Below are 22,331 nucleotides of genomic sequence, written 5' to 3'. Positions count from 1 at the left end.
GATCAGATCAGCAGCGGCTCCCGCAAGGGGGGGATGATCCCCGCCGCCTCGGCGCGCCCTAGCAAAAGCCGTACGGCGGCCTCTCCCTCGCTCCCCAGCCCCCGGGAAAAATCGTTCACGTAGAGCCCGATATGGGCGTCGCAGACCTCGTCGCTCATCTCCTGCGAGTGGGCCCTGATATAGGGTCGCGCTTCCGCCGGGTACTTGAAGGCGCGCTCGACGCTCGCAGCGATCGCCTGCTCCAGCGCCAGGAGGGTCTCCCTCCCCAGGTCGCGCCGGGCCGCGATGCCTCCCAAAGGGATGGGGTGCCCGGTCTCCTCTTCCCACCACTGCCCCAGGTCCAGGATCTTCTGCAGACCATGCCCCTGGTAGGTGAAACGGGACTCGTGAATGATGACGCCGGCGGCCACCGAGCCGTCGGCTACCGCCGCCATGATCTTATCGAAGGGGAGGTAGACGAAGTCGGAGAGGGACGGGTTGAAGAGCCTCAAGAGCAGCGCCGCGGTGGTGTAGCGCCCGGGGAGGGCGATCCTCTTGCCGGCGAGGCTTGCCGCATCGAGCTTTTCGCGCGCCACCAGCAGGGGTCCGCAGCCGCGCCCCAGCGCCCCGCCGCTTCTCAGGAGCAGGTAGTCGCCCAGGATGTGGCCGAGCAGGTGGTAGGAAACCTTGGAGACGTCCAGGGTTGCCGAGAGCGCCATCCGGTTCAGTGTCTCCACGTCCTCCAGCCGCTCTTTAAAGGCGTAGCCGCATTCCACCCTCCCGTGAACCAGCGCGTCGAAGATGAAGGTATCGTTGGGACAGGGAGAGAATCCCAGCGACAGTATCGGAGACGATTTTTTCTCTATCTGCTTGGTATCAACAGTGTTCATTCTGGCATTGCTCCATCTATTCTCTGTCACAGGTCTGACTATGGGATGAATCTGAACTTTTTAATATACTGTTTCTATGGCGGGAGTGCAAGAGGAGGTTGCATTTTTTCTGCGGTGGTTTACATCAAGTCATACGGTGGCAACTGGGGTTTGACTATGCGGAGAGGCCAGAAGCCGTGCCGAATGTGGTCACACAGATAGCGGCAGGTGCTCCAGATAGTCCAGGAGGAATTTCTGCGCCTGGGAGACGGCGAGCTTCAGGTCCCAGCGCGCGAGGTCGCGGTCCTCGACCAAGTTGCTGATGCCGCGCACTTCGAGCAGCGGGACCGCGTAGGGAAGCGCCACCTGCGCCACGGCTCCTCCCTCCATGTTCTCGCAAACCCCCGGGAAGCGGCGCAAAAGTTCCTGTCCCTGGAGGGCGCTCCCGCTGCAGGTGGAGACGGTGAGGAAGGGACCGCCGGCAACGGCATAGCCGAGCTCCCGGGCGTGCGCCTCTGCCCCCCGGGCCAGGTCCAGGTCCAGCGGCACGGTGTTGAAGATCCGCTTCCCATCCCCCTGGAATACGGGGATGCCGATCAGCTCCAGGCCGCGCCACCCGTCAGGGGTCTGCACCCCCTCGTCTGCGAGGGTCTCGCTCTGAGCTATCGCCAGGTCCCCTACGCCGAGGCCGCAGCCGGGGAACGCGCCCCCGCACCCTGTGTTGATCAGCAGCTCTGCGCCGAAGCGCTCCAGCAACAGCGTGGTCGCGGCCGCCGCGTTCACCTTGCCGATGCCGGTTACGGCGATGACCAACTCCACTCCGCGATAGCTGGCGCGATAGACCCGCAGGTGGCCGACGCCGGTAACGGCGATGGCGGAGGTGCCGGCGATGAGCTCCGAGAGTTCCAACGTGGTCGATGCGGTTACGATGACAGGCTTCATACGTTTTCTCCGGAGACGGCTCGATGGGCTCGGGCAGTGTAGCACAGCAGGGAAGCGGACAGCAACCACCGGAGCCGGCGGCGTCAAAGATCTGTCTCGCGTCAAAAACGGAGGCGGCTTCATGGGCCAATTCCGACAGTTGACACCTGCTCATGGAAGCGCTTCTCGAAAAAAAGACGCAACAGGCAGAGGTTATGGAACCGGGAGCCGCTCCAGGCGCAGCGGCACAGCTCTTGCTGACACTGCAGACGCACCGATTAGAAAGGGCACTCCAGAAGATTAATTAACCTTTCTTCCGGTCCGGTGCCGAAGGGGCCGGCAAGGCGCACGCGACGCATCCTGAGGCGCCATTGCGCCCCCTTTTTTGTTGCATAACTCAAAGTCATCTAATATATTCGCACAGCTTCAACTACTCAGCAGACAAAGGGTCTTTCATGCCGCGCTGGATTCTCCCCCTCAACATATCGCTTGGCCTTGCGCTCATCGCGGTCTCGGCACTTATCGCCGCGGACCTGCTCAGCTTCAAGATCTCCGGGCTTTATCCCAGGACGGCCCAGAAACAGGCGCAAGCTGCGGCCCAGGCCCCCGGAGACGTCCAGGACCTGCTTGCTTTCGCGCCGATCCTGGAACGCGCGCTCTTCGGCAAGGCGACCCAAGGGAAGCTCAGCGCCATCCTGCAGCCGACGGCGGCTCCGGGGCAGGCGGCAGCACCCGTCGCCCCGTCGGTCGGGGACCTCACCCTGCTGGGAACGGCGGTCGGCTCCTTCCGGGAAAGCTTTGCCCTGGTGCAGAAGGGGTCCACCCACGAGGAGCGGGTGTTCAGGCTGGGAGAGACAGTGTTTTCCGCAGGCCCGCTCGTTTCGGTGAAAAAGGACGTGGCTGAGATCCTCATCGGCGGCAAGAGGGTGAAGATCCTGACGCCTACCGCGGCAGCCGCAGCGGCGGCGCAACCGGCACCCGCCCTCCCCTCCGCCGCATCTGGCGGACTGGCAGCGCCGACCGGATCCGGCAACTACGTCGTGGACCAGCGCGCCTTGAACGCCGCGCTGGACAACATAGGGCAGGCCATGACCGACGCGCGCCTTTTGCCCAGCATGAAGGACGGTAAGGTCGAGGGGTTCCGCGCCTCCGAGGTGAAGCCGCAGGGGATCTTCGGGACCATCGGCATCAGAAACGGCGACGTGCTTTTAAGGATGAACGACTTCCCGATCGATTCTCCTGAGAAGGCGATCCAGTCCTTCGCCTCGCTCAAGGGGCAGAGCAGGATCAAACTCGACCTGATCCGCGACGGGCAGCCGACTACTTTCAATTACGACATCAGGTGAGGCAGAGGTGAAACAGATAAAGATAAAGATAAAGATTGAGGAAAGGCAAGGCAAGACAGGGAGGAAGAGGTAAGCCAAGAATATCAGCGCCGAGGATGCCATGTACCGTAGCTTCAAGGATATGCCGGTTTGGCAACACGCGATGGCGGTGGCCGAGCAGGTTTACTCTGCCACGGAACACCTTCCTAAGAAAGAAGATTACGGACTGACTTCCCAGATTAGACGGTCGGCCTTGAGCATATCAGCCAACATAGCCGAAGCTTATGGTAGAAAGCATCTCCTTGACAAGGTCAACTTTTATTATCATGCACGTGGCTCTTTAACCGAAACACAAAGCCACCTCGAATATTCCAAAAGGGTCGGTTACCTTAAAAGCGAAGAAGCGGATTCACTCGATGACCGCCTTTCTCAGCTGTACCAGGAAATCAACAAGATTGTATTGGCACTGAAGGAAATGCATTCCGATTAGTCTTTATCTCTATCTTTATCTGCCTTTATCTGCCTTTGTGGGGGGTTTTTCTTGAAAAGAAGATGTGCGCGCATCATAGCCATGCTCATGTTCCTGCTCGCCGCACCGCCCCTGGTGTTCGCCAAGGGTGTAGTGCTGAACTTCACCGACGTGGATATCGCCACTATGGTGAAATTTGTCAGCGACCTGACCGGGAAGAACTTCATCATGGACGACAGGGTGAAGGGAAAGATCTCGGTGTTCTCCCCGGCGAAGCTCTCCAACGAGGAGGCGTACAACGTCTTCACCTCGGTCCTGGAACTCAAGGGGTTCACCGTGGTACCGGCGGGAAAGGTGCTGAAGATAGTCCCCACGTCCAGCGCCAGGCAGTCGGGGATGAGGATCCTCTCCGACGGTGAACGCTCCGTCGTGAACGACAGCTACCAAGCCAGGGTGATCCAGCTGGAGCACGTCGCCCCACAGGACGCGGTGACCTTCCTGCAGCCGCTGGTCTCCAAGGACGGCCAGATCTCCGCCTTCGGCGCGGCGAACATGATCCTCGTGGTCGACTCAGCATTCAACATCCAGAAGGTGCTGGGGATCCTCAAGCACATCGACACGGATCAGGTGCGCGAGGGTGCCGAACTCGTTTTCCTCAAAAACGCGGCCGCCGAGAGCGTGGCGACGCTGGTCAAGGACTGGATGAGCGGCAAGTCCTCCAAAGGGGGAGCCCCCGGCGCGGCTGCCACCAACACCGCATCCTCGACCGTAGTGCCCGACAACAGGCTGAACGCTCTGATCATCTTCGGCAGCGACAAGGACAAGACGGACGTGAAGAAGCTGATCGCGCTGGTCGACGTGGTCCCCCCCACCACCAGCAGCAAGGTCAACGTCTACTACCTGGAAAACGCCGAGGCCGCCGAGGTCGCCAAGGTGCTGGATGGCCTCCTCAAAGGTACGGCGGCCACGCCGGCGCCCGCTGCGGGCGCTGCCGCGACGGCGCCGCAACAGGCCATCTTCGAGGGTGGGAAGATCACCATCACCCCCGACAAGTCGACCAACTCGCTGGTCATCATGGCCTCCCCCACCGACTACCAGAACCTCTTGCAGGTGATCCAGAAGCTGGACCGCCGCAGCCGCCAGGTCTTCGTACAGGCGATGATCGCCGAGGTTTCCGCCAACAAGGCGAAGGAACTCGGCCTGCAATGGGGGGTGGTCACCGGAGCTTCCAACGGCACGCTCTCTACCGTCGGAACCTTCGATCCCTTCGGTGCCGTAGCCGGGTTGACCGGCACCCTGACCCTCGCCGGACAGCTGGGCATCACGCCACCGGACGCCGGCGTGGCCTTGTTCCCCGCAACGCTCAAGGCGCTGCAGAGTAACGGCGCGCTGAACGTCCTGTCCACGCCCAACATCATGACCAGCGACAATAAGGAAGCCGAGATCTTCGTGGGCGAGAACGTCCCCTTCCTCTCCGGCACCAACCTCACCTCCACCGGCCTCTCGCAGCAGTCGATCGAGAGGAAAGACACCGGTATCATCCTGAAGATCAAGCCCCAGATCAGCGAGGGCGAGTACATAAAGCTCGACATCTACCAGGAAATCTCCGCGGTGAAGGATTTCGGCACCGCCACCAACCCCAACCTCGGAAGCACCAAGCGCTCGGCCAAGACCTCCGTGGTGGTGAAGAACACCGACACGGTCATCATCGGCGGACTGATTCAGGACACGGACCAGGTTACGGAAAGCAAGATCCCGCTTCTGGGCGACATCCCGCTCCTGGGATGGCTTTTCAAGACCAAGAAGACCACCCGGGACAAGACCAACCTGCTGATCATGCTCACCCCGCGCATAATCAAGGACGCGCGCGACATGGCCGAGGTTTCCGTCAACCAGAGAAACGCCTTCAGCGACGCGGTGAAGACCAGCGAGCCGATCAACCTGGAGCAGGCCCTCAAGGAAAAGCCCAAGTCGGTGACCGAGGACAAGCCCTAAGACCGGTGCGGAGCTGACCCTCCCACCGCAACCGGCAGCATCCAACCAAAAGCGAACAGGCCCAACATGGCAGAAAGCTTAGACATAGAAGAAATAGCGACACGGCTCGGCCTTCCCTACCAGGCCGAGATCGACGACTCCAAGGTAGACGGGGCGCTGGTGAACCGGGTCCCGCTCAACTTCGCTCGCAACAACCTGCTGCTCCCGCTGCACGAGGAGGACGGCTCCATCGTCGCCGCCAGCGCCGATCCGGCGAACCTCCTGGCGCTGGACGAGATGGCCGGGCTTTTCTCGCAGCCGGTCTCCGTGGTCGCAGTCCCGCGCCCGGCTCTTCTGGATGCGGTGAACCGCCTCTACTCCCGCCTCTCCGGCTCCGCCCAGGAGGTGGTCGAGGAACTCGAAGGGGAAGAGCTCTCCACCCTCGCCACCACCTTCAACGAACCGCGCGACCTGATGGAGCTGACCGACGAGGCGCCGGTGATCCGGCTTCTGAACTCGATCCTGTTCCAGGCGGTTAAGGAGCGCGCGAGCGACATCCACATCGAGCCCTTCGAGCGCGAGCTCGAGGTCCGCTTCCGGATCGACGGCCTTTTGTACAAGATGCTCTCCCCCCCCAAGGTGATCCAGGAGGCGCTCACCTCCCGCGTCAAGATCATGTCCGGGCTCAACATCGCCGAGAAGAGGCTGCCGCAGGACGGGCGCATCAGGGTCAAGGTGGCCGGGCGCGACGTCGACATACGCGTCTCGCTCATCCCCACCTTCTTCGGGGAGCGCGTGGTATTGAGGCTTTTGGACAAGCAGCGCGGCGTCCTCTCACTCAAAGAGATCGGCCTCTCCGACGGCAACGACCGGCTGATGGACCGGCTCTTGTCGAGAACCAGCGGCATCATCCTGGTGACGGGACCTACCGGCAGCGGCAAGACCACAACGCTCTACGCGGCCCTCTCCCAGATCAACTCGCCGGAGAAGAACATCATCACCGTCGAGGACCCGATCGAGTACCAGTTGAAGGGTGTGGGGCAGATCCAAGTCAACCCGAAGATCGAACTCACCTTCGCCGCGGGGCTTCGCTCCATCCTCAGGCAGGACCCGGACATCGTCATGATCGGCGAGATCCGCGACGCCGAGACCGCCGAGATCGCCATGCAGGCCTCGCTCACCGGCCACCTGGTCCTCTCGACGCTGCACACAAACGACGCCGCCACCGCGGTGACCCGCCTGATCGACATGGGGATCGAGCCGTTCATGGTCGCCTCTTCGCTCTCCGCGGTACTCGCGCAGCGGCTGGTCCGCGTCATCTGCCCGCACTGCAAGGAATCCTATGTCCCGGACAGAAGCTACCCCGGCGTCGAACTCCCGCCGCTTCTGTACCGCGGCCGCGGCTGCGAGAAGTGCTTCAACCTTGGGACCATCGGGCGGGTCGGCATCTACGAACTTCTCCCCATCGACGCCGAACTCTGCTCCATGATCATCCGGCAGGCCTCCTCCGGCGCCATCAAGGAATACGCCGTCTCCAAGGGGATGCGCACCCTGCGCGAGGACGGCCTCGCCAAGGCAGCCCAGGGGATCACCACCATCGAGGAGGTCCTGAGGGTGACTCAGGACGACTATGCCGACCTTTCGCTATAGCGCCTTCAACCAGAAAGGGACCGAGGTCTCCGGGACCGTGGATGCGGCCGGCGAAACCGAGGCGCGGCTGCAACTGAAGCAGAAGGGGCTCTACGCCAAGGAGATCGCCCCCGCCGTCGAAGGTGGGAAGCGGAAGCTCTTCAGCTCCGGCGTCAGCGTTCCCGACCTCTCGCTCGCAACCCGAAGGCTGGCGACCCTACTTGGTAGCGCCGTCCCGGTTTACGAGGCGGTGGCGACGCTTTGGGAGCAGGAAGCGCCGGGCGAACTGAAAAAGGTATTAGGGCGAGTGCGGGACCGGCTTGCCGAGGGGCAGGGGCTGGCGCAATCGATGGCCGCCGAGCCAGCCGTTTTCTCCGAGAGCTACATCGGCATGGTCGCGGCCGGCGAGGCAAGCGGCGCGCTGGAAGTGGTGCTGGAGCGGCTGGCCGAGTTCCAGGAGGATCAGGCCGAAGTGAGGAGCCGGGTCATCACCGCGCTCATCTACCCCGCCATCATGGTGGTGGTGGGGACGGCGGTCATGCTGGTGCTCCTGGGGTTCGTTGTCCCCAAGATATCCGCCGTCTTCGAGACCAACAAGGCGACCCTTCCCATGGTGACCATCATCCTCATCAAGGCGAGCGCCCTGGTGAGGAAGGGGTGGTGGCTCCTTTTGGCCGCGGCGTTCGCACTCTGGACCGGGTACAAGCGGCTGATCAAGAGCGAGGAACTGGTGCGAAAGCGCGACCGCCTGATTTTGAAGCTCCCCGTGGCGGGGCAGCTCTGGCAGCGCCTGGTGCTGTCGCGTTTCGCCAAGGTGCTGGGGCTGTTGCTGCAAAGCGGGGTCCCCATCATCAAGGCGATGGACATAACCGGCGAGGCGGTGGTGAACCGGGAGTACAAGGCGTTTCTGGCCGAGGCCAGGGAGAGCCTGATGCAGGGGGGGAGCCTCTCGGCGTCGCTCAAGGCGAGTCCGCTCTTCCCGCCGCTTTTGACCCACATGACCGCGGTGGGAGAGAAGAGCGGCGAGCTGGACGGGATGCTGATTAAGGCCGGCGACGCCTTCCAGAAGGAATTCAACGCCACCGTGACCAGGTCCATGGCGATGCTGGAGCCGCTCCTCATATTGGGAATGGGGCTCACCATAGGCTTCATGGTCATAGCGGTGCTGCTCCCCATCATGCAGCTCAATCAGCTGGTCAAATGAGCAACGGGATACCATCGCTTAAATACAATCCGACTTTCTGATATTGGAGGTTTTGCAATGTTCAAGACACTGAAAGACAGCCGCGGCTTCACACTGATCGAACTGATGGTGGTCATCGTCATCCTGAGCATCCTGGCCGTCATGGTCGGGCCGAAGATCATCGGCCGCAGCGACGACGCAAAGATCGCCGACGCGAAGGTGCAGATCCGCAACATCGAGACGGCGCTCAAGCTATACAAGCTCGACAGCGGCAGCTACCCCACAACGGAGCAGGGGCTGCAGGCGCTGGTGACTAAGCCGACGACCGGGAAGATCCCCAACAACTACAAAGCGGAAGGGTACCTGGAGAACAAGAACGTTCCCAAGGATCCCTGGGGCGGCGACTACGTCTACCTCTCCCCCGGCGAGCACGGCGACTACGACCTCTCCTCCTTCGGCGCCGACGGCGCGCGCGGCGGCGAAGGGAACAACGCCGACATCCAGAGCTGGAATATGAAGTAGAGGCGGCGACAACGGTATGGCAACGCCCTCACCCCGACCCTCTCCCAAGGGGAGAGGGAGGATAGACGGGAGCATCGGGTCTTTGGCGGATAAGAGTACGGATAAAATTCCAAGCCGCTGTACTGCCGGCTTCACGCTTCTGGAACTCCTGGTGGTGATCTTCATCGTCACGCTCGCCGCGGGAATCGTTTTCCCGCGCCTGCCCGACACCGAGGCGACCAAGCTGAAAAACTCGGCGCGCAACCTGGGGAGCGGCATCAGGTTCCTGAACGACCAGGCCATCGTCACCAAGAAGGTCTACCGCCTGCACCTGAACCTCAACGACAACAGCACCCGCATCACCCAGCTCTCCCCCTCGGGGGAAGAGCTGCAGCCCGGGGACCAGTTCATGAACCGGCGGCTGATCGAAGAGGGGATCGACATCGAGGATGTGAACGTCCCGTCGCTGGGGCTCGTCACCGAGGGTGAAGTGACGGTCCCGTTCGGCCCCGGGGGAATCGGCGACGGCATGACCATCCACCTCAAAGGGGGGGAGAAGGAATTCACCGTCATCGCGTACCCTTCCGGCGGGAAGGTGAAGGTGCTCGAAGGGCGTCAGGAGGTTGATTCATGAAAGGGTTCACCCTTCTGGAGGTGATGATCGCGCTCGCCATCACGGCCGGGGTGCTCCTCACCGTGATCACCTCGCTCAACCACCACCTGTCCCTGGTAGGGAGCGACGCGGAGGAGACGACCGCCGTCCTTTTGGGGCGCGCGAAGCTCGAGGACCCCGAGTTCGGGAAGCTTGCCGACAACAAGGGTGACTTCGCACCGAACCATCCCGGGCACAAGTGGGTGCGCGAGATCACCAAGACCGAGATCCCGGGACTGAACCAGATCCGCCTCACCGTGACCTGGAACGACGACGCCAAGAGGCTCACGCTTGTGCAATACGCACCGCAAAATGCACAATAACAGGGGTTTCACCCTCATCGAGCTCCTGATCGCGCTGGCGCTTTTGGTGATCCTCGCCGGCGCCCTGTACGGCACCTATTTTTCGGTGGTGGCCGCGCGGGAGAAGGGGGGGAGGCGGATGGAGCAGCGCCGCGAGCTCTCGACGACGCTGGGCAAGCTGCACGACGAACTCTCTTCCTGCTTCTTCAACACCAAAAACGCGAGGCTGCACTTCGTGGTCGAGGACCGGGACAGCTTCGGCAAGCCCGCCTCGCTTTTGCAGTTCACCGCCATCGCCCCCCCCCGGATCGACCCGGCGCCCGCTTCCGACATCGTGGCGGTGCGCTACTCGGTGCAGGAAAAGAATGAACAGCAGACGCTTTCGCTGCAGCGCGAAGCGCGCGATCCCTACCTCGACGTGAAGGTGAAGTCCGTCCCCTACCCGGTGGTGGACGAGATCGAAGGCTTCCTGGTCGAGTGCTGGGACGGGAACAAATGGGTGAAGAGCTGGGATACCGCCCTGAACGGGGGACTCCCCAAACAGGTGAGAATCACCCTCACGCTAAAGGGAGGCGAGGAGTTCAGCACCATCGCCTCGCAGAGGCTCACGCGATGAGGGGGGAAAAGGGATTCGCCCTGGTGATAACCCTGATCGTCACGGCCCTGCTCGTGGCGCTCCTGGTGGAGTTCGTGAACGAGGTCTACGTCGACACCTCGCATAGCCACAACTTCGTCGCCTCGCAGCAGGCGGGGATACTGGCGGAGTCGGGGGTAGCCGGGGGGATCAAGCTGCTGCAGCTCTCCAGCGCGATGAGGCTGAACGAGCCGTACAGCTCCCTTCTGGAGCCGTGGGCGAAGCCGCAGTCTTTCCAGGCGGATGACGGCACGGTGACCATCACCATCGAAGAGGAGACCGGGAAGCTCAACATCAACACGGCGACCTCGGCCAACGGCACTGCGGCCCCCTATTACACTCCGATGCTGCTCCGCCTCCTCACCAGGCTGAAGCTCAGCACCGACCTCGCCGACTCGCTTATGGACTGGGTGGACGAAAACGATAATCCGCTCCCCGGAGGGGCCGAGAGCAACTACTACGGAACCCTGAAGCTCCCCTACGCAGCCAAGAACAAGAGACTGGAAACGGTGGACGAGCTCGCGCTGGTAAAGGGTTTCACCCCGGAGACGCTGACGACCCTTAAATCGCTGGTGACCGTGTACGGCAACAGCAACGAGTTGGAGCCGGCCACTCTGATAAACGTCAATACGGCGCCCAAAGAGGTGCTGGCGGCTCTGGACGAAAGGATGAGCGACGACCTGGTGCAAAGGATCCTCGACTTCCGCAAGACCAGGCCGATCAAGGGAATGGCGGATTTCAATTCGATACCCGGAATGGACTCGATGCTCCCCAAGTTCTCGGACAAAATCACCTTCGGCGGCAGCGTGTACCGGATCCGCTCCGAAGGAAAAGTGGGCGAAAGCGTGGCCGTGGCCGAGGCCGTGGTCCGCACCAGTGGTAGTGCGACACCAGCAGTTCTTTATTGGAGAGAGTATTGATGGATATGCTGATCGTGCAGCTTAAAAGGACCGAGCTGGTCCTGGCCTCCTTCAAGGCCCGCAAGGGGGGGGTGAACTTCCTCTCCGCCGAGCGCCATGCCCTGTCGGGGGAGGAAGGGGAGCTTTCCCGCATCCTGAAGACCAGCAACATGGCCGCGGGTGAGCACAGGGTGATCCTTGCCGTCCCCCCGTCCCAGCTGTTCATGCGGGAGCTCGAGCTCCCCATAACGGACCGCTCCAAGGTTCGGGACCTCCTCCCCCTGGAGTTGAAGGGGGAGACCGCCCTCGATACCGAAGACCTGGTCTTCGACGCGCTGCCGCTAGCCGAGGGTAAGGTGCTCGCCATCTGGGGGCACGCGGGCGAGCTTTCCGGGATGATCGAAACCCTGAAGGATGCCGGGCTGGAGCCGGAGATGGTGACGGCTTCGCTGTTCCACTGGAACCGGCTGGCGCCAGAGCATGGCACCGTAGCGGTAAGCGACGGCGACGCCTTCGCAGCTTATAAAGACGGCGCTGCCATCTTCTTCCGGGCGCTGCCGGCGAACTGCGGCGAGTCCGAAATCGCCAGGACCGTGGCTGCCGTGGAAATGGGCCGCAACGTCAAGGTGGACAAGGTCATCTCGCATGCGGCAGACACCCAGGGGGGTGGAGGGCTCTCCGCTGTCCCGGGGCTCTTCGAGGCTTTCGGTGACGACAACCATGCGGCGCACGACCTGGCCGGCGCCTATGCCGTCGCTGTCGCGGCGGCTGACGGTTCCGCTATCAACTTGCGCCGCGGGGCTCTCGCCTACACGGCGGGAAGCGAAAAACTGTACCAGCGCCTGCGGCTGACCATGATGCTCGCGGCGGCCCTGGTGCTCCTCATCATCGCCGAGAGCGGGGTGCGCTACTACCTGGTGAGAAAGGACCTCGCCTCGCTCGACCGCTCGATAACCGCGATCTACAAGGAGATCTTCCCGACCAGGAAGAAGGCGGTCGACGAGGTGTCCGAGATCCGGTCCGAGATCAAGCGGCTGGAAGGGGCCAAGACCTCCAGCAACGTGCTGCAGCTTTTGAAGGATGTGGCACTGGCCAAGGGCGACGACGTGGGGGGGATCTACGAGGCCGAGGTGACCGGAACCGAGGTGCGCCTCAAGGGGGACGCCAAGAGCTTCCAGGCCGCCAACGACTTCAAGACCCGCACCGCGCCCCTTTTGAACCAGGCCGAGGTGAGCGAAACCAAGTCGCGCCCCGACGGCAGCGTTACCTTCACGCTGAGCGGGACCATGAAGGGGGTGACCAGATGAGCAGGGAAGATATCGTAAGTGCCCTGCAGGGGCTGGACAGCCGCAGCAGGCAACGACTGGGCATAGCCGTCGCCGTGGTGCTGGCGGTCATCGTCGCCGTCACCGTCATCAACGGCAACATCTCGAAGCTTGCGCGAAAGCGCGCCGCGCGCGAGGCCGACATCGCCGAGATGATGCAGCTGAAGCTCCGCTACCAGAGCGCCAGCGCCGGCGCCCAGCGCCTCGCCAACCGCCTCATGGCCACCAGGGCCGACGACTCCCCGGCGAAGATCGTGGAAGAGATCGGCATCAAGGGACGCGCCAGCCAGATCAAACCGGTGAAGGGGGAGGAGATCCCCGGCTACGTCGAGGACGCCGCCGAACTGCGCATGGAGGGGCTCACGGCCAACGAGGCGGTGAACCTTATCTACCGCCTGGAGAAGGGGGCGCGCCCGGTGACGGTCAAGAAGGCCTCGATCAAGCAGCGCTTCGACGACCCCTCCAAGCTCGACCTGGCGCTCACCATCGCACTCATCAAGCCGGCACCTGCGGGAAGCAAATGAAAAGACGCACCCTTTACCTTGCCTGCGGCATCCCTGCAGCTGTCGCCTGTTTCCTATTCCTGACCATCCTCTTCGTCCCCAGCCGCTCGGTGGAGGGGCTCCTCATGCGGATCTGCGGCAACGCGGGGTACACCCTGCGCTGCACCGGCTTCGGCAAGATACTTCCCATCGGGTTCTCGGCCCGCACCCTGGAAATAGGCTCGGAGAAGGGGGCGCTTTTGCAGTTGCGCGACGCGAAGGTGCGTCTTGAGCTGCTCCCGCTTTTAGCCGGCAAGGCGGCCGTAGCCTGCAGCGGCGGCATCGGCGCGGGGGAAGTTAATGGGGAGATATTCCTCGGGAAAAACCCCGCCTGGGACCTTAAGTGCCGCGGCGTTCGCCTGGAGGAGATCCCCTTCTTCAAGAACGTGGCCGAGGCGAGCATCAAGGGAGAACTGCGTCTCACCGGGAAGCTCGCCCCCGGCAAAGACGGCGGGCAAGGCGATATGCAGCTGGAGGTGAAGGGCGCCGAGGTCGCCGGCCTCAAGGTGGGTTCCATGCCGCTTCCCGACGCGGCCTACCGCGAGGTGCGCGGCGCACTCAAGATCGACAAGGGGCGCGCGGCCGTGAAGAGCTTCACCCTGAACGGCGACGGCATCTACGTGCGGATCTCCGGCGACACGCAGCTAGCCAACCCTCTGGGAACGTCGCCGCTCAACCTCACCATGGAGATGATGCCCAAGCCCGCGTTCCTGGAGCGGCAGAAGTTCGTATTCCTGCTCCTCACCAAGTACCAAAGCTCCCCCGGTGCCTTCAGCATCCCGATCCGCGGCACGCTGGCGCACCCCTCCATCTGAACCGGGAGTGGAGATTATTCGTCGCGAATGCTAACAGCATACTGCGCGCATTCTACCTTGCGGGTCCGAATATACGGCGTGTCGTCACCCGTACTGGGCCTTGAACTAGCAGCCGAGGCAACGATCTCCTGTTATGTCATCCAGACTGTCAGAAGCTGAAGATCGTTCCGGGCAAGCGGCTATTCCTGTCAGGCCAGATTCTCGATCCGGCTATTCCTGTTCCTTACCTGAAATCGTGGCAAAGAAGCACGATATACGGCCTCTTTCACCGCCTAATATCTTGACAACTCCCCTTGAGACGTTATATAAACCCATGCTTATAATTAACTATGTTTTATACCTAAGGAGGGGGCAATGAGAGTAGCAAAAATTTTGAATCTAATATCGGCCTTAGCGCTGTTTGCGTTTGTGGGAACGGCAACTGCAGCCGATATCGCACCTGCTGCTGCAACACTCACCAACGGCGACTGTGTGAAGTGCCATGACGCGGCACCCAAGGCCATCGCCCAGGCAGGCGGCAAGCACAAGACCGAAGTGACCTGCCAGGACTGTCACGTAGGCCACCCGCCCAAGGTGAAGAAGCCGATCCCGCTGTGCAGCCAGTGCCACGAAGGCAAGCCGCACTACAAGCTCCAGGGCTGCCTCGGTTGCCACTCCAACCCCCATACTCCGAAGAACATAAAGTTCGGCAACAACATCACCGATCCGTGCCTCACCTGCCACACCACCCAGATCGAGTTGCTGCGCCAGTTCAAGAGCAAGCACACCGCTCTTAACTGCTCCTTCTGCCACAACGTTCACGGCAGGATCCCGGACTGCACCCAGTGCCACAAGTCCCACTCCGCCGACATCGTCCAGAAGGATTGCAAGGTCTGCCACCAGGCCCACAAGCCGACCGACGTGACCTACAAGTCCGACACCCCGTCGAAGATGTGCGCAGCCTGCCACAAGAAGGCGTACACCCTGCTGGTATCGAGCCCCGCCAAGCACAGCAAGCTCGCCTGCGTCTACTGCCACCAGAACAAGCACAAGACCGTGCCGCAGTGCACCCAGTGCCACGTGAAACCGCACCCGGCTGCCATCATGGCGAAGTTCCCGAAATGCGGCGAGTGCCACAACATCGCTCACGACCTGAACCGCTGGAGCGAGCCGGCAGCAGCACCGGCCGCAGGCAAGCCCGCAGCCAAACCGGCCAAGCCGGCTAAGAAGTAACGACTCCTGCAGCTAATCGGGGAGGCCGCACCGGCGGCCTCCCCGACCCTTTTGCCCCCTTCCATAGAATCGAAATACACCGAGAAAACAGGTCCAACAGTACCAGGAGGATTGCATGCTCTTACTACAGATAACCTCGACAGTGACAGCGGTGACACTCGTGGTATTGGCACTGTGTCTGATACCTGTCCTCGCGGAACTGAGGAAGGCTGCCGTCTTGATGCAGGAGGCCACGGACTCATTGCAGCAGGAACTGAAGCCGCTCATCAAGGATCTGCGCGACACGGTCGCAGACATCCAGGTCGTGACCAGCTCAGCAGCAGCCAACGCCGACGGCGTCAACATGCTTTTGAGCGAGCTAGGGCACGCCGGCCACAACATAAGGATGATCAACAAAGTATTAGGGATCGCCAGCAACGTAGCCAGTAACTATACGGTCTGGCTGACGGGCGCTAAGGTTGCGGGTCAATTTATTGCTGATAGACTAGTCAAAACAAAAACCAGGGGGTGACTTCATGTCCAAAGATAATGATATCGGTACCGGTACTATGCTCCTCTCCTTCCTTGCCGGCGCCGCCGTGGGGATCGGGGCGGCTTTGCTGCTTGCCCCCAAGACGGGCGAGGAAATGCGCGGCAAGATCAAGGATCTGGCCGACGACGCGGTAGACAAGATCAAGGAATACGCCAACGAGGCGCAGGACAAGATCAGGGCCAGCTACGAGGACGGCAAGGAACTGGTCCTCGAGAAGAAAGGCATCATCACCTCGGCCATAGAGGCCGGCAAAGAGGCGATGGAGCGGGAAAAGGAAAAACAGAAAGCGGAACTCTAACAGAGACCGCCCCCTTAAAAGCCCACCTAGGTGGGCTTTTTTCGTGGCAGGTAGCCCTTGGCCCGGCGCCTCGGGCGCACGGCAAGGTATCGGTACGGAAGGATTATGAAAAATTCCAGCGATAAAAGGCCCTTTTCCACCGGGCTCATCTGGGAGTACGACCCCTCAGCCGTCGGCGGCTTCAAGGGAAGGATGGTCCGGCTGCTACAGTTCTTGAGCTTCACCTTCTCCAACTTCATGGCCAACAACTCGCTGCTGCGCGCCACCGCCCTCTCCTTCACGACGGTCCTGTCGCTGGTGCCGCTTCTGGCCCTGGCCTTCTCGGTACTGAAGGGGCTGGGCGCCCAGAACCGGCTCGCTCCCCTGATCCTGAAAGAGGTGACCGCCGGCTCGGAGGAGGTGGTGAACCGGGTGGTTTCCTACATCGGCAACACCAACATGGGGTCGGTCGGAGCCATCGGCCTCGCGGCTCTCCTCTTCACCGCCATCAGCATGCTGGGAAGCATCGAGGAGGCTTTCAACGTCGTTTGGGGGGTCCAGGAGACCCGATCCCTGTACCGGAAATTCAGCGACTACCTGAGCGTTTTGATCAGCGCGCCGCTATTGCTGCTCGCCGCCACCAGCATCACCACCACGCTGCAGAGCAAATGGCTCATCGGGTGGCTGATGGAGCGGACCTACCTGGGTGATCTCTTTCTCTTCATGCTCGGCCTCACCCCGTACCTGAGCGTCTGGGTGGCTATCTTCCTCCTCTACACCTTCATTCCCAATACCCGGGTCCGCTATACCTCCGCCCTGATCGGGGCTGTCCTCGCGGGGACCCTCTGGCAGTTCGCCCAGTGGGCCTACATCCACTTCCAGGTGGGAGCCGGCAACTACAACGCCATCTACGGCACGCTCGCGGCGCTCCCCATACTGATGGTCTGGATCTACGTCAGCTGGATCATCGTCCTCTTCGGCATGGAGGTGGTGGCGGCGCACCAGAACCGGGCGTTCTTTCACCGGGACATCCGGGGGAGGAGCATCAGCCCCACCCTGCAGGAGCTGATAGCACTCGCGGCGCTGCGGCACATCGGGGAGGCTTTCTACGGGGGATCCCCCGGGTGGGGAGAGCAGCACCTGGCCGCAAAGCTGAACATCCCGCTGCGCATCGTGCGGGACACGCTGGAGCACCTGCGCGAGGAGGGTTTCCTCGTCTGCGCCGGCGAGGGAGAGTGCTACTACCCGGCGCGGGATCTGAACCGGGTAACCATCGCCGAAGTACTGCTGTCGCTGAGAAACCGCGGGGTCTATGCTTCCATCTCCGGAGAAGAGCAGGCCGAGCAGATCGTGGAAACGGTCGATGCTGCGCTCGCCAAGGCACTGGAGGGGCGTACGCTGATGGATCTGGCGGCTCCAGAAAAGAGTCCGGCCGGCGTTGACAAAGAGGGAGCAGTTGACATATAGTGGCCCGATTAAACTCCAGACGTGAAGCGGGTTATGCAAGATTTCAAAGACATAGACAAACAAAACCGAAGCAAGAGATCAATCAGGGCCAAGAGACTTGAAGGGCGCAACGCCTTCAAGACGATCCAGGAGGATGACGAGAAGCCGCGCAAGACGCGGTACGGCATCGTCTTGGGGGTCATCGCGGCACTGCTAGCCTCCTACCCGATCATCTCCGTGTTGAATTCCTCACCCGCAAAAACGGCCATGCCGACAGCTGCGGCGGAAACGGTCTCCTTGAAGAATCTGGACCAGGGGAGCGCCTTCCGCCTGGCGGCGGAGGCCTACCCGAAGGCGCAGCCGCAAGGGGGATCCCTCGTGGCCCCCCTGCCGCAGGGGGGGCAGGTGGTGTACGCCATCAACGAGGACGTGCAGAAGCGGGTCGAAAAGGTGCTGTCCGACTACAAGGTCCCTTATGGGCTGTTCGTCGCCATGGAACCGAGAACCGGGCGCATCCTCGCCATGGTCTCCCATTCCTCGGTCGAGCCTGCGTGGGAAAAGGACGGTAGCTACCACCTCTACCCGCTCGCCTCGCTCTTCAAGATCGTCACCGCGACCGCCGCGCTGGAAAGCAAGAAGGTGACCCCGGAAACCCCCTTTGCCTTCAACGGCCGCCTCACCTCGGAAAGCCCCAAGTACTGGCGGGTGCACCCCGGGCGCGGCAACCAGCAGATGCCGCTTGCGGTCGCCATGGGTAAATCGGTGAATCCCGTGTACGGCAGGCTGGCCGGAGAGGTGGTGGGACGAGACCCGCTCTTGTTGTACGCCGGACGCTACGGCTTCAACCAGGCGCTGCTCCCAGGCGCCCCGATAATGTCGAGCACCGCCCCCGCGCCTTCCACCGACAACGAGCTGATGCGGATGGGAGCGGGACTGAACCGCGAAGTGAAGGCGTCTCCCTTCCATGCAGCCGCCATGATGGCCGCGGTCGCCAACGGCGGCGTCATGATGGCCCCGGGCTTCGCCAAGGAGATACGCGACGCCAAGGGGAACCTGGTGTTTACGCACAAGCCGCAGGCGCTGAGGACCGTGATGACGCCGGAGACGGCTGCGTCGATGGCGCGCATGCTCTCCACCACGGTGCAAACCGGCACCTCGCGCCGGGCCTTCCACGACAGGAGGGGTAGGCGGATGCTCGCCTCGGTCAGCATCGCGGCCAAGACCGGATCCATCGACGGGACCGATCCCGCCGGCCATTACAGCTGGTTTGCAGCCTATGCGCCGATGGAGGACCCGCAGATAGCGCTCGCGGCGCTAGTGGTGAACGGGAACAAGTGGCGCATAAAGGCGACCTCGGTCGGCGAGCAAGCGCTGGAGGCGTTCTTCAGGTAGGGGACGGCAATGGAATGTTCAGGATGCGGCACCTGCTGCGTTGCGCCGGACATCAGCACGCTGGGGAAAAAGGCGGGGGAGAGATGCCCGCACCTCATGGAGAGTCTGGTCTGCGGCATCTACGAGGAGCGCCCTAAGGTCTGCCGCGGCTACCGCCCCGACGACATCTGCCGGGCCATCGCGGCCCCGACCCTGGAGAAGCGGGTGGCCAACTACCAGAGGCTCTTCGGGGTGGGCTAGTTCTCCCGGTAACTCTCCAGGGTGAACTCGCCGTCCAGCCACTGCGCGTAGGAATAGTGGGTGATCCAGTCGCCCAAAGAGATGAAAAGGCGCCCCGGCTCCCGCTTTATCATGGGAAGGTGGTAATGGCCGGTGATGACCGCGTCGCACCCCGAGGCGAAGCGGTTGCGGGCGAAGGAATCGAGGATGACCCGGTAGTCCCAGCGCTTTTCGCGTAAGGAGTGCTTGCTGCTGGAGCGGCGCGACAGCACCGCCGCCGCGTGGTCCGCGATCCTCCTGGAGAAGATGGGGACCAGCGCCTTTACCACGGGGTTATGCAGCAGCAGCCGGAAGGCGCGATAGCGGTAATCCTCGCGGTTGATCTCGTCGCCGTGGCACACATAGACCTTCTGCCCCCCGATTTCCAGCAACGCTCCGGCGCGATGAACCTCTGCCTGCAGTTTTTCCCCGAAGAAGCGGTCCAGATGGAAATCATGGTTCCCTTCGAAGTAGACGATGCGCACGCCGCGCCCCCTCACCTGCTTCAGGCAGTCGACGATCTCCCGGTAGTGGCCGTACACAGGCTCTGGGTTGCCGATCCAGAACTCGAAGATGTCCCCCAGGAGATAGAGCGTCTCCGTGTCGGCGGGGAGGTTCTCCAGGAACCGGACCAGGGTGCGGTAGTTGGCGTCTTCCGGTCTTTTCAGGTGGGCATCGGCGATGAAGATCTTGCGCATGCGCGCAATATATACAAAAATGCAACTTTGGTAAAGTGAACAGGCGCCGAGGGCTCATTTAGCCTGCGGCTCTCTTGTATTAATCTTGCCCCTGGCTACAAAGCTGATGTTGAAGAGGTATCGATGCACGCTATGCGCAATCTGGAGATCGTCTGGGAGGACCTGATGGAGGCCTTCGAAAACGGCGACACCGAGATGATCTATTTTCTCGACCGCGAGACCGGCGAGGTGTTCTCCGTCCCGGCCGAGTACGACGACGAGTCTTTCTGGGAAGAGGTGGGGGAGAACCAGGAGCGGTACCTCGAAATCCCTCCCTTCGACTACGGGCAGGAACGCCAGATGGTGCACGCCTTCATCCAGGGGATCGGCAACGACGGCTTGAAGGCGATGCTGGTGCGGGCCTTCACCGGGAGGCATTCGCACGGAAAGCTCAACGAGATCCTCTCCTTCTACCCTGAGGAGATGGAGCGCTTCCAGGCGCTGCGGGAGGAACTTCTCACCACACGCGCCGCGCATTGGCTGGAGGAACACGACATCTACCCCCCTGAGCACGAATCCGACTAGCCCCCGCCCTATTTCATCGCACCGTTGACCTCGGCATCTCTTTTGCGTAACATCTGTCAGGTAAATCGTCCCCTCCGCGGGGACCAGCCGCCCTCGGCGGGCGCAGATGTTCATAAAGGGTGCCAAAACCCATGGCTAAAACTACTGTTTCAATAATAGAAATTTCGCTGATCGTCCTGGTCGCCGCAGCGCTCGGCGTTTTCTGGAACCGGACGCTCCTGGCCGACGCCTGGCGCGGCGCCCCCACGCGGCAGGCAGCCCCCGCGCAGGCGGGCGAACAGCTTCCCATGCCGGTCGGGCTCGCCCAGGTCAAGGAGATGCTGGACGCGGGGCAGGCGGTGGTTGTGGATGCACGCAGTGCCGCAAGTTTCCGCGAGGAACACATCGCCGGCGCGCTGCCGCTGCCGCTCGAGGAGGCCAAAAAGCGCACGGGAAAGAGCCCGCTCCTGGAAAAAGTCGGCAAGGATTCGGTCGTTATCGCCTACTGCAACGGCTTTTCCTGCCACGACAGCATGGAGCTCGCTAAGCTCCTGATCGGTTCCGGATATGGCTCGGTCTACGTTTTCGAAGGGGGACTTCCTGAATGGCGGGACGCGGGCTACCCGTTAGCGAAGGGGGAACGATGAGCGCTGTGAAGCGATACCTTCCTGTCGCCGTCCGGATCGCTCTGGGCGGGATATTCATCTACGCTGCGCTCCCGAAGATCGCCGACCCGGTCACCTTCGCCGGGAGCGTGGCCAGCTACCAGATCCTCCCCTACTTCTGGAGCTACTTCACCGCGGCGGTGCTTCCCTTCCTGGAACTGATCTGCGGAGTGCTGCTGGTGTCGGGATACCGGGTCAGGGCTTGCGCTCTCATCGTTGCGGCGCTGAACGTGGTCTTCATGGCAGCTCTCGCTTCGCTGATCGTGCGCGGGCTCGACATCGACTGCGGTTGCTTCGGCGGGGGCAAGACCTCCCCCTGGCTCGCCCTGTCGCGGGATGCTGTGTTCCTGGCGATGGCGGGAGCCGTGCTCTGGTTCGAGGAAAAAAGAACCCCTCCCCCCGTGGTCCGCAGCTAGCAAACCCTCCAGAAATCCTCAAGCGTCTCTCTCTTTTCGCACCACGCCGGCGGTTGTCCCAGGCGCGCTTCCGATTTTGGCGCCGCCCCCGGCCTTGCGGTTTTAAGGAAAATACTGTAGGATGCCGCGGTATTTTCATTAAGTAACGGGGGGACCTTTCTTTGAACGAGACATTGCTCCTGGTAGGCGCCTACCTCCTTGGCTCGGTACCGACCGGCCTGCTCCTGGCGAAGAGCATGGGGGTGGACATCAGGGAGGCCGGCAGCGGCAACATCGGCGCCACCAACGTCTACCGGACCATCGGCCGCAAGCTCGGCATACTGACTCTACTTGGGGACTGCCTGAAAGGGCTCGTCCCTGTGCTCGTCGCCAGGTGGCTGGGGCTCCCAGATCTCTGGATCGCGGCCGCGGGCCTCTGCGCTTTCCTGGGGCACGTCTACACCATCTTCCTCGGGTTCAAGGGGGGTAAGGGGGTGGCCACAGCTCTGGGAGTATTCCTCGGCACCTCCCCCCTTTCGGTTCTCTTCGGCATCGTCATTTTCGGTTCGGTGCTCTACAAGTGGCGCTACGTCTCTCTAGCCTCCATCACGGCGGCGGCGCTGATTCCGGTACTGGTGTGGGCCACCGGCGGGAGCGTGAAGCTGGTGCTCATGGCCGTCGTCATCGCCTGCATCGTCATCTTCAAGCACCGCGAGAATATCGCGAGACTCACGGCCGGGACGGAGAACAAGTTCAAGGCTTAAGGTCAAGGCAAATCACTCCTGTCCCCAGCACTGTTCGGTTAGGATGTTGCACTATCAAAATCAAGCTATTCCCAGCTCACCCCCTCCCGCAAGGGGAGGGGGAACCAACCTTCGTAAGTAAAGAATGCAG

Annotated in this window: 26 protein-coding genes; 23 read left to right on the top strand and 3 right to left on the bottom strand. The window is 62.0% G+C overall.

The window, feature by feature from the left end:
- Positions 1 to 2 precede the first annotated feature (2 nt).
- On the bottom strand, positions 3 to 869 hold the full coding sequence (locus GBEM_RS02970; protein WP_012529034.1) for a 1,4-dihydroxy-6-naphthoate synthase: 867 nt from the start codon (positions 867 to 869) through the stop codon (positions 3 to 5).
- 189 nt (positions 870 to 1,058) lie between these two features.
- The gene (gene mqnB, locus GBEM_RS02965) at positions 1,059 to 1,790 is read right to left on the bottom strand and encodes a futalosine hydrolase (RefSeq protein ID WP_012529033.1); all 732 of its coding nucleotides are present in this window, start codon (positions 1,788 to 1,790) and stop codon (positions 1,059 to 1,061) included.
- A gap of 434 nt (positions 1,791 to 2,224) precedes the next feature.
- On the opposite strand from mqnB, the gene gspC reads away from it, so the two are divergent.
- From gspC to GBEM_RS02870, 19 genes are all read left to right on the top strand, one after another.
- Positions 2,225 to 3,115: a type II secretion system protein GspC gene (gene gspC, locus GBEM_RS02960; protein WP_012529032.1), complete on the top strand. Its 891-nt coding sequence runs from the start codon at positions 2,225 to 2,227 to the stop codon at positions 3,113 to 3,115.
- Between the two features lie 100 nt (positions 3,116 to 3,215).
- Positions 3,216 to 3,584, top strand: coding sequence for a four helix bundle protein (locus GBEM_RS02955; protein ID WP_012529031.1), 369 nt, complete (start codon positions 3,216 to 3,218; stop codon positions 3,582 to 3,584).
- A gap of 51 nt (positions 3,585 to 3,635) precedes the next feature.
- On the top strand, positions 3,636 to 5,558 hold the full coding sequence (gspD, locus tag GBEM_RS02950) for a type II secretion system secretin GspD (protein WP_012529030.1): 1,923 nt from the start codon (positions 3,636 to 3,638) through the stop codon (positions 5,556 to 5,558).
- A gap of 66 nt (positions 5,559 to 5,624) precedes the next feature.
- Entirely contained in the window at positions 5,625 to 7,187 is a 1,563-nt protein-coding gene (gene gspE / locus GBEM_RS02945) for a type II secretion system ATPase GspE (RefSeq protein WP_012529029.1), read from the top strand.
- A complete protein-coding gene (gspF, locus tag GBEM_RS02940) occupies positions 7,168 to 8,370 on the top strand; it encodes a type II secretion system inner membrane protein GspF (protein WP_012529028.1) in 1,203 nt (400 codons plus the stop codon). Before gspE ends, gspF begins: the two co-directional genes overlap by 20 nt.
- Before the next feature lie 57 nt (positions 8,371 to 8,427).
- Positions 8,428 to 8,871 (top strand): type II secretion system major pseudopilin GspG, encoded by a 444-nt coding sequence (gspG, locus tag GBEM_RS02935; RefSeq protein ID WP_012529027.1) that lies wholly within the window; start codon positions 8,428 to 8,430, stop codon positions 8,869 to 8,871.
- 82 nt (positions 8,872 to 8,953) lie between these two features.
- A complete protein-coding gene (locus GBEM_RS02930) occupies positions 8,954 to 9,484 on the top strand; it encodes a prepilin-type N-terminal cleavage/methylation domain-containing protein (protein ID WP_012529026.1) in 531 nt (176 codons plus the stop codon).
- Complete coding sequence (locus tag GBEM_RS02925; RefSeq protein WP_012529025.1) at positions 9,481 to 9,825, top strand: prepilin-type N-terminal cleavage/methylation domain-containing protein; 345 nt, start codon at positions 9,481 to 9,483, stop codon at positions 9,823 to 9,825. Before GBEM_RS02930 ends, GBEM_RS02925 begins: the two co-directional genes overlap by 4 nt.
- On the top strand, positions 9,815 to 10,420 hold the full coding sequence (locus GBEM_RS02920; RefSeq protein ID WP_041262573.1) for a type II secretion system protein GspJ: 606 nt from the start codon (positions 9,815 to 9,817) through the stop codon (positions 10,418 to 10,420). Before GBEM_RS02925 ends, GBEM_RS02920 begins: the two co-directional genes overlap by 11 nt.
- Entirely contained in the window at positions 10,417 to 11,358 is a 942-nt protein-coding gene (gene gspK, locus GBEM_RS02915) for a type II secretion system minor pseudopilin GspK (RefSeq protein WP_012529023.1), read from the top strand. Before GBEM_RS02920 ends, gspK begins: the two co-directional genes overlap by 4 nt.
- A complete protein-coding gene (gene gspL, locus GBEM_RS02910) occupies positions 11,358 to 12,644 on the top strand; it encodes a type II secretion system protein GspL (protein ID WP_012529022.1) in 1,287 nt (428 codons plus the stop codon). The genes gspK and gspL overlap by 1 nt, the downstream gene beginning before the upstream one ends.
- On the top strand, positions 12,641 to 13,186 hold the full coding sequence (locus tag GBEM_RS02905; protein ID WP_012529021.1) for a hypothetical protein: 546 nt from the start codon (positions 12,641 to 12,643) through the stop codon (positions 13,184 to 13,186). The genes gspL and GBEM_RS02905 overlap by 4 nt, the downstream gene beginning before the upstream one ends.
- Complete coding sequence (gene gspN / locus GBEM_RS02900) at positions 13,183 to 14,019, top strand: type II secretion system protein GspN (RefSeq protein WP_012529020.1); 837 nt, start codon at positions 13,183 to 13,185, stop codon at positions 14,017 to 14,019. Before GBEM_RS02905 ends, gspN begins: the two co-directional genes overlap by 4 nt.
- Before the next feature lie 354 nt (positions 14,020 to 14,373).
- Complete coding sequence (locus GBEM_RS02895; RefSeq protein ID WP_012529019.1) at positions 14,374 to 15,231, top strand: cytochrome c3 family protein; 858 nt, start codon at positions 14,374 to 14,376, stop codon at positions 15,229 to 15,231.
- Positions 15,232 to 15,346: 115 nt separating this feature from the next.
- Complete coding sequence (locus GBEM_RS02890; protein ID WP_012529018.1) at positions 15,347 to 15,742, top strand: DUF948 domain-containing protein; 396 nt, start codon at positions 15,347 to 15,349, stop codon at positions 15,740 to 15,742.
- A 4-nt stretch (positions 15,743 to 15,746) separates the two neighbouring features.
- Positions 15,747 to 16,061, top strand: coding sequence for a YtxH domain-containing protein (locus GBEM_RS02885; protein ID WP_012529017.1), 315 nt, complete (start codon positions 15,747 to 15,749; stop codon positions 16,059 to 16,061).
- Positions 16,062 to 16,166: 105 nt separating this feature from the next.
- Positions 16,167 to 17,507 carry a YihY/virulence factor BrkB family protein gene (locus tag GBEM_RS02880; RefSeq protein ID WP_012529016.1) on the top strand — a complete coding sequence of 447 codons (1,341 nt, stop codon included), beginning with the start codon at positions 16,167 to 16,169 and terminating at the stop codon, positions 17,505 to 17,507.
- A 33-nt stretch (positions 17,508 to 17,540) separates the two neighbouring features.
- A complete protein-coding gene (locus GBEM_RS02875) occupies positions 17,541 to 18,878 on the top strand; it encodes a penicillin-binding transpeptidase domain-containing protein (RefSeq protein WP_012529015.1) in 1,338 nt (445 codons plus the stop codon).
- 9 nt (positions 18,879 to 18,887) lie between these two features.
- The gene (locus tag GBEM_RS02870; RefSeq protein WP_012529014.1) at positions 18,888 to 19,118 is read left to right on the top strand and encodes a CxxCxxCC domain-containing protein; all 231 of its coding nucleotides are present in this window, start codon (positions 18,888 to 18,890) and stop codon (positions 19,116 to 19,118) included.
- On the opposite strand, the gene GBEM_RS02865 is transcribed toward GBEM_RS02870, so the two are convergent.
- The gene (locus tag GBEM_RS02865) at positions 19,115 to 19,834 is read right to left on the bottom strand and encodes a UDP-2,3-diacylglucosamine diphosphatase (RefSeq protein WP_012529013.1); all 720 of its coding nucleotides are present in this window, start codon (positions 19,832 to 19,834) and stop codon (positions 19,115 to 19,117) included. The genes GBEM_RS02870 and GBEM_RS02865 overlap by 4 nt on opposite strands.
- Before the next feature lie 123 nt (positions 19,835 to 19,957).
- On the opposite strand from GBEM_RS02865, the gene GBEM_RS02860 reads away from it, so the two are divergent.
- The 4 genes from GBEM_RS02860 to plsY all read left to right on the top strand — a co-directional run bounded on the left by GBEM_RS02860 (position 19,958) and on the right by plsY (position 22,201).
- Positions 19,958 to 20,398, top strand: a complete 441-nt coding sequence (locus tag GBEM_RS02860) for a UPF0158 family protein (protein WP_012529012.1) — start codon at positions 19,958 to 19,960, stop codon at positions 20,396 to 20,398.
- A 131-nt stretch (positions 20,399 to 20,529) separates the two neighbouring features.
- A complete protein-coding gene (locus GBEM_RS02855) occupies positions 20,530 to 21,024 on the top strand; it encodes a rhodanese-like domain-containing protein (RefSeq protein WP_012529011.1) in 495 nt (164 codons plus the stop codon).
- Entirely contained in the window at positions 21,021 to 21,458 is a 438-nt protein-coding gene (locus GBEM_RS02850; RefSeq protein ID WP_012529010.1) for a MauE/DoxX family redox-associated membrane protein, read from the top strand. The genes GBEM_RS02855 and GBEM_RS02850 overlap by 4 nt, the downstream gene beginning before the upstream one ends.
- A gap of 161 nt (positions 21,459 to 21,619) precedes the next feature.
- The gene (gene plsY, locus GBEM_RS02845) at positions 21,620 to 22,201 is read left to right on the top strand and encodes a glycerol-3-phosphate 1-O-acyltransferase PlsY (protein ID WP_012529009.1); all 582 of its coding nucleotides are present in this window, start codon (positions 21,620 to 21,622) and stop codon (positions 22,199 to 22,201) included.
- Positions 22,202 to 22,331 lie beyond the last annotated feature (130 nt).

The organism is Citrifermentans bemidjiense Bem, assembly GCF_000020725.1.
GTDB lineage: Bacteria > Desulfobacterota > Desulfuromonadia > Geobacterales > Geobacteraceae > Geomonas > Geomonas bemidjiensis.
This window is presented reverse-complemented; position numbering and strand designations above follow the sequence as displayed.